The sequence below is a fragment of the Bartonella sp. 11B genome (assembly GCF_002022625.1).
Classification (GTDB): Bacteria; Pseudomonadota; Alphaproteobacteria; order Rhizobiales; family Rhizobiaceae; genus Bartonella; species Bartonella rochalimae.
The window spans coordinates 1495690-1509685 of sequence record NZ_CP019783.1; the positions used below are offsets into that span (position 1 = coordinate 1495690).

A 13996-nucleotide genomic window follows, 5' to 3' on the forward strand; every position below is an offset into this window, starting at 1 on the left:
ATAACCAAATAGAATAAATATTGAGACGAAACAAAAACTATGCGTTAAAAATAGAGAGAAAAATACAAATAAATACAGAGAAGCTTATATAAATAAAAAGAGCTATGATAAAATTCAATTTTAAATGATTTGGTTTCCCATAATTATTACTATAAACTCATAGGCATATAAACAAAGAGGATCATCATGAAAATAATTGTCGCTGTCAAACGTGTTATTGATCACAATATCAAAATACGTGTTAAATCTGATAGCACAGGTGTTGATTTATCCCATGTTAAAATGTCTATGAACCCTTTTGATGAAATCGCTGTAGAAGAAGCAATTCGACAAAAAGAAGCTGGAAAAATTTCAGAAATTATTCTTGTTTCAATTGGGCCAGAGGCAGCGCAAGAAACCTTACGAACAGGACTTGCAATGGGAGCAGATCGCGCTATTCTCGTAAAAACTGATGAAATACTCGAACCCTTAGCAATTGCTAAAACTTTAAAAGTTATTATTCTTGAAGAAAAACCAGATATGGTCTTTTTAGGGAAACAAGCCATTGATGATGAATGCAATCAAACTGGCCAAATGCTCGCAGGCCTTCTTGGTTGGGGACAAGCAACTTTCGCTTCATATTTAAATATAGAAAATGGACAAGCTCAAATCACCCGAGAAGTAGATAACGGCACACAAACTATTTGCCTTCCTCTTCCCATGGTTATGACTGTTGATTTACGGCTTAATGAGCCACGCTATACCTCCCTGCCTAATATTATAAAAGCTAAAAAGAAACCCATTGAACAAAAGGATATTGCTCATCTTTGTGTCGATACGCAAAAGCGTCTCACAACGCTCAGTGTTGAAGAACCCAAACCCCGTCAAGCTGGTATAAAAGTAGCAAATGTCACTGAACTTATTAGTGCACTCAAAAAAACAAATTGCATTTAAAATGCGCTAACAAATGATCAAAAGTAATAACGCATAAAAGGGCAACAACTTATGGCAATTCTTTTATTAGCTGAACACAATAATCATTCCTTAGCAGAAGAAACAGCGAAAGCTCTCACTGCTGCTCAATCCATTGGGAATGATATCGACATTCTTGTTTGTGGTATGAAAGTTCATGCTGTTGCAGAACAATGTGCTCAATTGGTTGGCGTTCGACAGGTACTTGTCGCCGAAGCTGACTATTTAGCATATCAATTAGCTGAACCCACGGCAGCGACAATTGTTGAACAAGCACCTGCTTATGACGTGATCATGGCAGCTTCAACAACCACTGGAAAAAATGTCATGCCGCGCGTCGCTGCTCTTCTTGATCTCATGCAAATTTCAGACATTATCGCTGTTGTCTCACCTGATACCTTCAAGCGACCAATATATGCTGGTAATGCTATTGAAACTGTACGTACAAATGATCGTCAAAAAATTATAACAGTGCGTACAGCTTCTTTCCCGCCAACACCTAAAGGAAATGTTGCCCCTATTAAAACAATAATACCAGCTCCTCATCCAAATCTTTCTTTCTTTGTCAAAGAAGAAATAAACAAAAGTGATCGTCCAGATCTTACGTCAGCACGTATTATTGTATCAGGTGGACGAGGTCTCGGTTCGGAAGAACAGTTTAAAGCACTCCTTTTACCGCTTGCAACCAAGCTCGGTGCTGCCTTAGGAGCAAGCCGAGCAGCCGTCGATGCAGGCTATGCCCCTAATGATTGGCAAATCGGACAAACAGGAAAAGTCGTTGCTCCTAAGCTCTATATTGCTATTGGTATCTCTGGTGCTATCCAACATCTAGCGGGAATAATGGATGCGCAAACCATTGTTGCTATTAATAATGATGAGGAAGCACCCATTATGCATATTGCTGATTACGTTCTTGTAGGTGATCTTCATCATATTATTCCTGAACTGGAAAAAGCTTTGTAAATCATGAGTGCAGAGAGACATACCCAGCGTGAAACAATAGAATGCGATATTGTTATCGTAGGTGGAGGGCCAGCAGGACTTTCTGCTGCTATCCGTCTAAAACAGATCAATCCTGAACTTTCTATTATAATACTTGAAAAAAGCACAGAAATCGGAGCACATATTTTGTCAGGAGCAGTGATTGATCCCATTGGAATCGATACACTTTTGCCAGAATGGAGAAACGAACAAAATCACCCTTTCACAACACCGATCAGTAGAGATCAATTTTTTCTACTTACATCAAAAAATGCCCAAATATTTCCCAATATTCTCCGCCCTCCAATTTTATCAAATAATGGATGCTATATTGTTTCGCTCGGAACTGTCTGTCGTTGGCTAAGCAAAAAAGCTGAAGAATTGGGCGTTGAAATTTATCCTGGCTTTCCAGCATCCGATATTCTCTGCAATGATCATGGAGCTGTTATTGGTGTCCTTACATCAGATATGGGTGTTGAAAAAGATGGAACTCCTGGAACAAATTATATACCAGGTACAGCTCTATTGGCAAAATATACCCTCATTGCAGAAGGAGCACGTGGCTCCCTTGCTAAGAAACTTATACAAAAATTTAATCTCAGCAAAGAGAGGGAACCACAAAAATTTGGTCTCGGACTTAAAGAATTATGGGAAATTGATCCTCAAAAGCACAAACTTGGTTTAATTCAACATTTTGCCGGTTGGCCATTGGATAATTATACTGGTGGTGGAGGCTTCCTCTACCACCAGGCAGAAAATTTGGTTTCTGTTGGTTTTGTTGTGCATTTGGATTATAAAAATCCTTATCTCTCTCCTTTTGAAGAGTTTCAACGTTTTAAAACGCATCCTAAACTCTATGAGCTTTTTAAAGGTGCAAAACGTCTTGCTTATGGTGCTCGCACCATCAGTGAAGGAGGATGGCAATCTGTTCCAAAACTCACCTTTCCTGGTGGAGCGCTGATTGGCTGTTCTGCCGGTTTCGTCAATGTACCCCGTATCAAAGGTTCACATAATGCTATATTATCTGGGATATTAGCAGCTGAAAAAATCGCCACAGCTCTTACCCAAGGTCGAGCCCATGATGAAGTTACAGAAATTGAAGACCACTGGCGCAAAGGTCCTATTGGCAAAGATCTTTATACAGTCCGGAATGTTAAACCACTCTGGACAAAATACGGGACAAAATATGGTATCATGCTAGCGGGTCTTGATTTATGGTGGCAACAATTTTTCGGTTTTTCTTTATTTAAAACACTTCCTCATGGAAAAGAAGACTATGCATGTCTTGAACCCGAAGAAAAATTTTATCCTATTGCTTATCCTAAACCAGATGGTATTGTAACCTTTGATTGTCTTTCTAGTGTCGCTCTTTCAAATACACACCACGAAAAGAACCAACCTTGCCATCTCAAAATAATTTCCATAGAAAAACAAAAAAACTCTGAATATGCAATCTATGGAGGTCCTTCAACACGCTACTGTCCTGCCGCCGTCTATGAATGGATCAAACAGGATGATCATGAAACTTATATGATCAATGCTTCAAACTGCATACATTGCAAAACTTGCGATATAAAAGATCCTAATCAAAATATCCATTGGACCTGTCCACAGGGAAATGAAGGACCTATTTATAAAAATATGTAATGAAAGATCTCTACCAGAAAAATTGGATATTCTAAATTCAATTAAGAATGCATTTTATTCAAAAAAATTCTTAATATTTTTAATAGTGCAAGATTGATAAACTCAATTCCTAAAACAAAGCGAATAACATTGTACATCATATCTTCAAATATAAGCTTTAGATAAGTGCTCGTAATCAACCCAACTTCATTATTGTCTCTCTTTAAAAGACATAAAAAAGGCCATGCAGTGCATGGCCTTTCTACTCTACATTTACTAAACTCTACTCAATGAATTACTAATTACGAAACAAAGCTAAAATATTCTGACTTCCTTGATTAGCTATGGAAAGAGCCTGAATACCAAGCTGTTGCTGAACTTGCAAAGCAGCCAATTTAGCAGATTCTGCATTCATATCAGCATCAACAAGTGCACCAATACCTACTTCAATATTATCAAGCAACTTTTTAACAAAGTTTAACTGAATATTCACCAAATTAACAGCAGCTCCAATTTTAGAACCTGCAGTCAAAGTTACATTAACTGCATCACGCACTGTATTCTGAACGCTCGTCAAAATCATACGTTGTATATCTGAGTGCAACTCACCCAGACCTTTCAATCCAGTAAAATCAGCTAAAGTCATACCACGAAGCACACTTTGGAATACACCTGTTGCTTTATCGTATTCTTTTTTGCCCTCACCCACCTTCTTATCAGCGTCTTCTACAGCCTTTTTAGCGTCTTGTACAGCCTTTTTAGCAGCCTCATCCTCAGGATTGGCAGCAAGCACAGCTTCTGCCTTAGCAAGAGCAGTCTTTGCCTTCACTGCAACATCTTCTAACTCCTTAAACTTAGTATGCGCAGTACCGAAGGTTTCAATTCCCTTCTCAATGGCACCTTCTTTACTGGTTCCAAAGATACCTGACAAGACACCTTGAGTCATATCAATCGCACCATCAGGACCAATAACACCAAAATTCAATTCTGGACCACCAACATCAATCATATCAACATAAACAGCGGTACCCTCACGACGATACCCTCCTGCCATACCAACAGTCTGACCTCCATTGGAGAGAATATTCTTTCCACCAAAAGAAGCCGATTGAACTGCATTAGAAATATTTTTCATATTTCCTATAACAGAGTCTTGAATCTTAGAAATGTCATCGCTACCCTTTTCACGAGCAGAAACCATTGATTTTTGAATATCATCAAGAGCTTCTTTGGTAAGACCAATTGCTGTATCAGCAATACCAACTTGTTCTTTACCCAGATTAATTGCATCTACAATAGCACTCATCGTGTTACTGTCATGTCTCATCATTGATGAAATCGACCAATATGCAGTGTTTTCAGAAGCATTGTTGATACGCAATCCTGTCGAAACGCGATCTTTCGAGCGATCTAAGTTAGCATCAATGTTACGTAAAGTTTGCAATGCAGTCATTGCAGATTTATTTGTAAGTAAACTTGTACCCATAATATCGTCCCCATAACGAAAAAATAAAAAAGGGACATGCTGTTCTACGCAGCGAGTGACAGAGCGACATCATGCCTATTGAATAAATAAAATAGAATTCAACCTATCACTGCGGCTATTGGTATCAAATAAAAAATGCTTAATCAAGTTTTTATTGAATTTATCAACAAGCTTTTATTTTTTGCAAAGTTTTCTCAAGAGCCATTGTTAAAGCATGTTGCCCACCATGATGAGAAAAGCAATTTGATAAAAATTCATTGGTTCCTCCTTTCGTTGAAAACTCTCTTTCAAAGGAAGAAAAATTAACAGCTGTTGAATGATTGTCTTCTATTTGCTTGCGCATTTCATCGGAAAGATTACCAAACATCATGGCAAGAAAATTTGCTGAATAAAGCGGATCTAATCCCTTGTTTACCAACCACTGATGCGCTGTTTCTATAAAATTAAAATAAACCCCCATCAATGAGCCTGCCGTCATGAAAAGATTAAACTGATTTTCTTCATGAAGGACGAGCGCGCCCCCTAACGCATTAAACATCGTGCGTAAAAACGGATGGTCCGGATAGAATGGCGTTACATTTTTGCATTCTGCAATAAAAGGCAAAGGAACAGCACGATAAACTTTATGATTGATCCATTCCTCAACTTCTGCCATCGGCGCCATCGCAAGAACAGACACAACAAGCTGATTCGAACGAAAAGAAAGACCACGTAAGACCTCTTCTGCAACTTGATTGGGCAAACACAGAAAAACACAATCACTCACGTCCAATAATTTTTGGTTATTTTCTGCAATTGTCACCTTCTCATACATACGCGCAAAATGCTTTGCCCTCTGTGCATTACGCGGAGAAACGATAATTGACTGTACATCAAAAGTGCTTGCCATTAAACCATCCACCATTGCAGCACTAATTGTACCTGTCCCAAGAAAACCAATTCTCATTTCTATTTCTCATCCTCGTCATCATAAATAAAGCTTATTACTACCCAAGATTCACGCAAAGTTCTTTCCAATAAAAATAGATCATTTCTTCGAAAACAAACTTTGTTCTATAAAAACCTCTATAGCTTAATCTAAACATTATAGCGTGATAGCGTGATGAAAAAATGAACATACTCTTTTTCTGTTCCTATCTTTAAAAATCTCTTATCTGTGTATACAATGCATCCTAACAGATAGGCGAGCATACACATAAAAATCACTTTAGCGTGATCTGTTTCATTGAATATAATAGCCAATAGAAGCAGCAACAGATAAAATAGCAAGAATAATCATTCCTAAATAAATTTTAGGTTTATCTAATAAAATTGAAAAAGCAGAAAACCAACCAATAATAGCCGCCAATAATGCAAACAAAAAGCCCGGTTTATTCATAGCCACAATATGCGCTGCCATTAAACCACTAATAATCAGCATTCCAAAAACAACGAGTAATCCCGTTGCAAACTTTTCATAATCATCCATACTTGTCCTCATTTTGAGAAATATCTCTTCTTCTCTCTCAGTCTATAGGCATAGTCTATAGGCATATAAGACAGAATAGCTTTGGCAACTATAGTGAAATATATTTATTGAGAAGGCTCAAAAAATGCCGGCACATGATGAGGCCAACACCATGGCAAAATTGCAATCAAATCAAAACGCACACATAAAAGGGAACGATCCTTTTGTTGAGCAAGCCAAATATCAGCTGTCGCCTCAATACGCTTTTCACTTGTTCGACAAACAGCAGTCATTGCTTCAGCCAATGTTGAACGTGCTTTAACTTCAACAATTAAAACAAGATTTCCACGTCTTGCTATTAAATCAATTTCACCACATTTTGTTTTAAAACGCCTTTGAACAATACGAAATCCTTTCAAACGCAACCACCAAGCTGCCAATTTTTCTGCACGAATACCCCAATAAAAAGAGATTCGTCTACGTTTTTGTTGATTCATCTCTTTTTCCCTTTAAAAGAGTTAAACGCTGAAAAAGTTCCTGTTTTTTATACCCTGTTTTTTTTGCAGCTAAAGCAGCCGCTTTGGCTGCAGGATGAACACTTGCTAAGTCTAGCAATATCTTATCAATTTCATGAGGGCTTATTGCTTCGAAAGAATTGGTTTCTTCTCCAACCAGTACAACAATTTCCCCACGAATACGATCTTTCTTTTGATAGTTTTCAACTAAATTTCCTAAAGTAGAAACATCCACTGTTTCAAATTTTTTGGTTAATTCACGACATATGGCCGCTGGACGATCAGCTGTAAAAATAAGAACCATATCTTGTAACGCTTCTAAAAGGCGGTGAGGCGATTCATAAAAAACTAAAGTTGCAGGCACAGCCTTTAATTGTTCTAACTGCTTCTGACGTTGCGTTTTTTTTGTACTCAAAAAGCCTGCAAAGAAAAAACTGTCCGTAGGAAGACCTGTCGTTATAAGCGCTGCTAAAAGAGCTGATGCACCAGGAATCGGAATAATTTTATGACCTGCTCTCCGTGCTTCTTCTACCAATCTAAATCCAGGATCAGAAATAAGAGGAGTTCCAGCATCTGATACAAGTGCCACCGTTTTATTTTCTGCCAACGCTGCTAACAACTTCAATCGTGCTTTTTGTGCATTATGCTCATGATAAAGAAAGAGTTTTCTCTGAATACCATAATGATCCAATAAAATACGCGTTACTCGTGTATCTTCACAAGCTAAAAGATCAACTCCTGCAAGAACTTGTAAAGCACGAATGGTTATATCTGCAAGATTGCCAATAGGGGTTGCTACTAAATAAAGCCCTTGTTCCATAACAGGTGCAGAATAAGCGTGAGAACCTATAAAATACGCCTTTTCACTCATACTCTTCCTTTATCCTAGCCTAGGTCTTCTCTTATTCTACAAGATTACACCGATAGCTTTCACTGATGATGACCAGCCATTTCTGCTAAAATTGCTTTAGCGGCAGCTAAAGGATTAATCGCCTGAACAATCGGCCGTGCTACCACAAGATGGCTTGCACCAGCATCTAATGCTTCCCTCGGAGTCATCACACGTTTTTGATCACCCTTATCACTTCCTGCAGGACGAATCCCTGGCGTTACTAAGGCCATATCAGTTCCAATAATCTTCCGCAAATTGGCTGCTTCACGGGCTGATGCAACAATTCCACCCATCCCTGCTTCTCGAGCTTGTTCAGCTCTTTTAACTGTCAAATCTGCTATATTCTCTTTATAACCGGCATTTTTCAGATCAACTTCATCCATTGATGTCAATACCGTCACTCCCAACAAACATAAGTCACTTCCTTGAGCAGCTGAAACAGCTGCTTGCATAGCTGTTGGATAAGCATGAATCGTTAGCATTGAAACGCCCAATTTTGCAATATTTTCTACAGCTTTCGCAATCGTATAATCAATATCTAGGAGTTTCATATCAAAAAAGACTTTTTTTCGCGCTTGAATAAGATCTCTAACGAATTCCATCCCTCCAGAAAAAACAAATTGATAACCAATTTTATAAAAACTGATATAATCACCTAATTGTGTAACTACTTTTTCTGCTTGCTTCATATCTGGAACATCTAACCCAACAATAAGACGTCCATCCACTGTCGCTTTCATAAAAATACTCCCTTAGGTTTCATCATTATTCGGTCTCAATGAACCATACGAAAAAACAAAAATTCAAGAAAGTTTATCTTTCACCTGGTGAATTATTGTACGATAAAGTTGGGCATGCTCTCCTCCAGGATCAGCAACAAAAATGGGCACCCCATCATCTGAAGAAGATCGTAAAACTGGATCAAGTGGTACTTCTGCCAAAAAAGGAATTCCCCGACTTTCTGCTTCTGATCGTGCTCCACCATAACCGAAAATATCATAGCGTCTTCCAGTATCAGGAGCAATAAAATAACTCATATTCTCAATAACCCCTAAAATAGGAACTTCAACTTTCATAAACATTTCTATAGCCTTACGCGCATCAATCAAAGCCAAATCTTGTGGAGTCGAAACAATCAATGCCCCTGTTAACTGAGCCTGTTGAACAAGCGTTAATTGCGTATCTCCTGTCCCTGGAGGCATATCAACTACCAAAACATCAAGAGGCCCCCATAAAACATCTCTCAGTAATTGAGTTACCGCAGCCATTACCATAGGCCCACGCCATACTATCGGTTTTTCTTCTTCAATCAAAAAACCCATCGACATTAATTTGAGACCAAATTTTTCAAGAGGTTGTAGCTTTTTACCATGAATCATTTCTGGTTGTTGATTAACAAGTCCTGTCAAACGTGGCAGAGAGGGACCATAAATATCTGCATCCATTAACCCCGTTTTAAAACCAGCATCTTGTAAAGCTAATGCAATATTCATCGCCATTATAGATTTACCAACGCCTCCTTTTCCAGAAGCAACTGCAAGGACATGTCGCACACCTTCTATCGGTGTTTTCCTGAGTAAAGCACCACCTACTTTACGTTTTGGCTCATGAACAGTTGTATTTTTATTGACCTGAGAAGAAAATGTCTTCGATTTTTTTTCTGCTGTAAGCGTAACTATAACGCTTTTAACGCCTTCCATAGCAGACACAACTTCTTCAGCAGTACAACGCAATGATTCAAATTCCTGCAGACATCCATCAGGAACAGTAATCGAAAAGAAGACCTTTCCATCAACAATAAATATTTCTGAAAGAAGTCCTAATGATACAATATCACTCTCAAAATTAGGGCCTTTAACTTTATGTAATTCTTTGCGGATTGCCTCGCGTGTAATAGAAACCACGCTCTTTCCTCTCTGTACAAATGCTAGATAATACGGCAATAAGGATGAAAAATTTTCAAATTAACCGCCTACCTAATTTCTCTTATTAAAAACAATGATACTGTATTCAAAAGCACAATGCATCCGATAATTTGAAAACAAACAATTTTAAAATATAAAACTATGAAAAATAAAATCCTTCTTTCTTAATACAAAAACAATACAGAATTTATCTTACATTTCAATTATTTCAATTTTTCATTATCATATAAAAACGAAGATAAATTAATGATAGGATAATTGGTCATTTTCTTTGATCGTATTCTTTCTTTGATCGTATTCTAATGTGTTACATTTTAATTATATTGTCCTACAGAACGTAGGAGTGAAATCACTGAAACAACAGTGAACTTTCCCATTGATGATGGACTAAAAAATAAATTTTCCAAAGCAGCAAAAGCATATGATAAATCTGATGTACAACTGTTGCGAGATTACATGCGTGATATTGTAAAAGAACAAAAAGAAAAAAGTGCACATAATTTATGGTTTAGAAAACAGGTGCAACTTAGAATAAATTCTGCTAATGCAGGCCCTATAATATCTTCTGAAGGAATCAAAGCAGAAGCAGAAAAATGGTGCTTAGCAACCAAAGTAAACTAAATAGAAATAAATAATCTATGAAGCTTATTTGGACACAAAGAGCACATGCTGATCGCAAAAAGACACGTCAATAAGAGCACAAGATAATCTTTCTGCTGCTTAAAATTTGATAAACTTTTATCTGAAAAAGTAGAAAAACTTGTTAAACTCTCGACTCTTGGTCGTTTAGGACGCATTATAAATGCACGTGAATTTATTGCATATCCAAATTATATCATCATTTTCTCGATAAAACGACGAACTCAATGCACATTCAATGACAGTTTGTTTTCACATTTCTAACAAAGACTCTACAATTGACTTTTTTCATGTTTTCTTTTATTGAAAACGGTGTTCACTTTAGAAATTTTTGATAAATGAATTTATTTATCAAGTATATAATAGAACCAAGAAGGGCCGTACACCACGGTATTTAAATAAATGAAACGTACTTACCAACCCTCTAAGCTTATTCGTAAACGTCGTCATGGTTTCCGTGCTCGTATGGCAACCGCTAGTGGACGTAAAATTATTGCAGCTCGGCGTGCTCGTGGTCGCAAGCGGCTATCTGCTTAATTATCAATTTCACCAATGAACCAGAATATTTTCTTTTGTACATAAAGATCAAATATACAGATTTATAGAATAAGCATTTAGCAAAACTGCAAAGAATCCTTTGTATGAAACAAAAGCACCCTTGTCGCATTCGCAAGAGAGTAGATTTTTTGGCTGCACGCACAGGAGAAAAGCGGCGTGGTCCTTTGTTTTTACTTGAAATAAAGCCCCGTGAACAAACAGCAAAAACCAAAGATCCTCTTACCGCACGTGTAGGCTTTACTGTCACACGAAAAAATGGCAACGCTGTCCAACGTAATCGTATTAAAAGACGTCTGCGCGAAGCTGTTCGAGTTGGACTAGTAAATGAGATGGAAGCAGGAACTGATTATGTTATTATTGGCCATCGTAATGTTCTCCATGCACCTTTCACATCTCTCATTAATGAATTAAGCCGACGAATAAAACGAAAAACACAACGGCAGTAGGATAATATAGATGGAATATAATCGTAATTTTTTTATCGCTATTGGGCTATCTTTTGTGGTTTTCGTTGCATGGCATTTTTTGTACATTGTTCCTCAACAAGCAAAATTACAAGAATCAAAAATAACTACACAAAAATTATCAAACCATAATGCAGCACTTTCCACAAATGATCCATATTTTTCTCATAATGCATCGACAAATGACACAGTACCTGTAGCCAATCGTCCTATAACACCTGAAGTCCGTAAAGCAGAATTAGCCAAAACAAACCGTGTTTTGATCAAAACCAATGAACTTGAAGGCTCTATTAATCTTGTTGGTGGGAAATTTGACGATCTTCTGCTCAAAAAATATCGCCTCAAAGTAGATAAAAAATCACCTGAAATTATTCTGTTGAATCCTAACGGGCTTCCAACAACTTATTTTGCTGAATTCGGTTTTACGAGTTCATCCTTACCAGCACAGGCCTTGCCACAATCTAATACAAAATGGCAACTTGAAGGTGATAATACAACATTAACACCCTCAACACCCATCACCTTAGTCTATAATAATGGACAGGGACAAATTTTTCACCGCACTTTTTCAGTCGATGAACATTACATGTTTACCGTTAAAGATTCTATTAGCAATGAAAGTAGTAGCCCTGTATATCTTTCGTCTTATGCTCGAATTGCACGCGCTGCTCCACCAGAAGATACAAATGCAACCTATTTACTTCATGAAGGTATGATTGGTATTGCCGGTGACTCGCTTAAAACTGAAAAATATACAGCTTTAGCAGAACTTAGCCCTAATCCTCAAAATGGTCAGAAAAGTGTGATTTTCCCTAACATTACAAGAGGGTGGATTGGTATAACCGATAAATACTGGGCTGTAGCAGTTATTCCTCCACAAGACACAGAATATACAAGCCGTTTTGTTTATTTTGATCGATTAAATACCCATTATCAATCTGATCTGCAAAGTGCGCTCTTAACAGTTCCACCCCATGAAACAAAAACCATTACCAACCGTCTTTTTGCTGGTGCAAAGCGAGTTGAAATCATTAATCACTATCAAAATCAATTAAAAATTAATAAATTTAGTCTTCTCATTGATTGGGGTTGGTTCGATTTCATTACCAAACCGATGTTTGCTCTTATTGACATACTTTATAAATATACAGAAAATTTTGGGGTTGCTATCCTTCTTATCACAGTACTTTTAAAGATACTTTTATTCCCACTTGCTCATAAATCTTATAAGTCTATAGCACGTCTAAAACTTATACAGCCAATGATGCTAGAAATTAAAGAAAAGTACGCAGATGATCGGAACAAACAACAACAAGCAATCATAGAATTGTATAAAACTAAAAAAATTAATCCTTTTGCAGGTTGCTGGCCCATACTGATTCAATTCCCTATATTTTTTGCTCTCTATAAAGTTCTTTATATTACCATTGAAATGCGACATGCACCTTTCTTTGGGTGGATTCAAGACTTAGCAGCACCTGATCCAACTTCTATTTTTAATTTATTTGGCTTATTGCCTTATGCTGTACCAACATTTCTTATTCTAGGAGCATGGCCCTTAATTATGGGGATAACAATGTTCCTACAAATGCAGATGAATCCGCTTCCTCAAGATCCAACACAAGTTATCGTTTTTAGATGGATGCCGATTATCTTCACCATTATGCTTGCTTCTTTCCCAGCTGGCCTTGTCATCTATTGGGCATGGAACAATATATTATCAATTATTCAGCAAAGTATCATCATGAAATGCCAAGGCGTCAAAATTGAATTTTTTGATAATCTGAAAGCTATTGTGCAAAAAGATTCTAAAAAAGAAATAAACAAATGACGCAATATCCTGACCTTTCTGGACTTTTTGTCCGCAATTGGATTTTCATTCGTGGTGTACCTACAATGAAATTTCTACCACCCGAAGGACCACCAGAAATTGCATTTGCAGGACGCTCCAATGTTGGAAAATCTTCTCTTATCAATGCATTAGTTCAACAAAAAAATTTAGCGCGTACGTCTAATACACCAGGACGTACCCAAGAATTAAATTACTTCATACCCGATGGTTTTAATGAACAAACACACAACCTTCCTCCTGTAGCATTTGTAGATATGCCAGGTTATGGTTTTGCTGAAGCTCCAAAAAATCTCATTAATGCATGGACACATTTAATTTTTGACTATTTACGCGGTCGTACAACACTCAAACGTGTTTATGTTTTGATTGATTCACGTCATGGAATAAAAAAAAACGATACTGACACCCTTAATCTCCTTGACAAAGCAGCGGTCTCTTATCAAATTGTTTTAACAAAAAGTGATAAAATAAAATCCAATACGCTTGAAGCTTTAATAACAATGACAAAAACCAAACTTCTTAAACATCCAGCAGCTTATCCTGAAATTCTAGTAACTTCAGCGGAAAAGGCTTCTGGTTTAGAAGAATTACGCGCAGCTATTATACAAGCCATTACATAACAATATATCTTTAATCAATGTATTATAAATATAGCTAGTA

General features: G+C 37.2%; 15 protein-coding genes. 8 read left to right on the top strand and 7 right to left on the bottom strand.

Annotated elements, in window-relative coordinates; translation table 11 throughout:
* The first annotated feature begins 186 nt into the window (after positions 1-186).
* The 3 genes from Bho11B_RS06440 to Bho11B_RS06450 are packed head-to-tail and all read left to right on the top strand — an operon-like array spanning position 187 to position 3579.
* On the top strand, positions 187-933 hold the full coding sequence (locus Bho11B_RS06440) for an electron transfer flavoprotein subunit beta/FixA family protein (protein ID WP_035006877.1): 747 nt from the start codon (positions 187-189) through the stop codon (positions 931-933).
* 51 nt (positions 934-984) lie between these two features.
* Positions 985-1914 (top strand): electron transfer flavoprotein subunit alpha/FixB family protein, encoded by a 930-nt coding sequence (locus Bho11B_RS06445; protein ID WP_078673941.1) that lies wholly within the window; start codon positions 985-987, stop codon positions 1912-1914.
* A gap of 3 nt (positions 1915-1917) precedes the next feature.
* Positions 1918-3579 (top strand): electron transfer flavoprotein-ubiquinone oxidoreductase, encoded by a 1662-nt coding sequence (locus Bho11B_RS06450; RefSeq protein WP_078673942.1) that lies wholly within the window; start codon positions 1918-1920, stop codon positions 3577-3579.
* Positions 3580-3856: 277 nt separating this feature from the next.
* Here Bho11B_RS06450 and Bho11B_RS07345 read toward each other — a convergent pair whose 3' ends face one another.
* The 7 genes from Bho11B_RS07345 to Bho11B_RS06485 all read right to left on the bottom strand — a co-directional run bounded on the left by Bho11B_RS07345 (position 3857) and on the right by Bho11B_RS06485 (position 9802).
* Complete coding sequence (locus Bho11B_RS07345; RefSeq protein WP_078673943.1) at positions 3857-5044, bottom strand: flagellin; 1188 nt, start codon at positions 5042-5044, stop codon at positions 3857-3859.
* A gap of 163 nt (positions 5045-5207) precedes the next feature.
* A complete protein-coding gene (locus tag Bho11B_RS06460; RefSeq protein WP_078673944.1) occupies positions 5208-5990 on the bottom strand; it encodes a pyrroline-5-carboxylate reductase in 783 nt (260 codons plus the stop codon).
* Positions 5991-6266: 276 nt separating this feature from the next.
* Positions 6267-6512: a hypothetical protein gene (locus Bho11B_RS06465; RefSeq protein ID WP_078673945.1), complete on the bottom strand. Its 246-nt coding sequence runs from the start codon at positions 6510-6512 to the stop codon at positions 6267-6269.
* A 104-nt stretch (positions 6513-6616) separates the two neighbouring features.
* Positions 6617-6988, bottom strand: a complete 372-nt coding sequence (locus tag Bho11B_RS06470; RefSeq protein WP_078673946.1) for a YraN family protein — start codon at positions 6986-6988, stop codon at positions 6617-6619.
* Positions 6969-7877 carry a 16S rRNA (cytidine(1402)-2'-O)-methyltransferase gene (rsmI, locus tag Bho11B_RS06475; RefSeq protein WP_078673947.1) on the bottom strand — a complete coding sequence of 303 codons (909 nt, stop codon included), beginning with the start codon at positions 7875-7877 and terminating at the stop codon, positions 6969-6971. Before rsmI ends, Bho11B_RS06470 begins: the two co-directional genes overlap by 20 nt.
* A gap of 59 nt (positions 7878-7936) precedes the next feature.
* Positions 7937-8638, bottom strand: a complete 702-nt coding sequence (pyrF, locus tag Bho11B_RS06480; RefSeq protein WP_035006862.1) for an orotidine-5'-phosphate decarboxylase — start codon at positions 8636-8638, stop codon at positions 7937-7939.
* Positions 8639-8701: 63 nt separating this feature from the next.
* Positions 8702-9802, bottom strand: a complete 1101-nt coding sequence (locus Bho11B_RS06485; protein WP_078673948.1) for an Mrp/NBP35 family ATP-binding protein — start codon at positions 9800-9802, stop codon at positions 8702-8704.
* A gap of 384 nt (positions 9803-10186) precedes the next feature.
* Between Bho11B_RS06485 and Bho11B_RS06490 the strand changes: the two genes are divergently transcribed.
* The 5 genes from Bho11B_RS06490 to yihA all read left to right on the top strand — a co-directional run bounded on the left by Bho11B_RS06490 (position 10187) and on the right by yihA (position 13956).
* A complete protein-coding gene (locus Bho11B_RS06490) occupies positions 10187-10444 on the top strand; it encodes a hypothetical protein (protein ID WP_245289101.1) in 258 nt (85 codons plus the stop codon).
* Between the two features lie 420 nt (positions 10445-10864).
* Positions 10865-10999 carry a 50S ribosomal protein L34 gene (gene rpmH / locus Bho11B_RS06500; RefSeq protein ID WP_078673950.1) on the top strand — a complete coding sequence of 45 codons (135 nt, stop codon included), beginning with the start codon at positions 10865-10867 and terminating at the stop codon, positions 10997-10999.
* Positions 11000-11103: 104 nt separating this feature from the next.
* Positions 11104-11466: a ribonuclease P protein component gene (gene rnpA / locus Bho11B_RS06505; RefSeq protein WP_078673951.1), complete on the top strand. Its 363-nt coding sequence runs from the start codon at positions 11104-11106 to the stop codon at positions 11464-11466.
* A 10-nt stretch (positions 11467-11476) separates the two neighbouring features.
* The gene (gene yidC, locus Bho11B_RS06510) at positions 11477-13315 is read left to right on the top strand and encodes a membrane protein insertase YidC (RefSeq protein ID WP_078673952.1); all 1839 of its coding nucleotides are present in this window, start codon (positions 11477-11479) and stop codon (positions 13313-13315) included.
* Positions 13312-13956: a ribosome biogenesis GTP-binding protein YihA/YsxC gene (gene yihA / locus Bho11B_RS06515; RefSeq protein ID WP_078673953.1), complete on the top strand. Its 645-nt coding sequence runs from the start codon at positions 13312-13314 to the stop codon at positions 13954-13956. The genes yidC and yihA overlap by 4 nt, the downstream gene beginning before the upstream one ends.
* Positions 13957-13996: the final 40 nt, after the last annotated feature.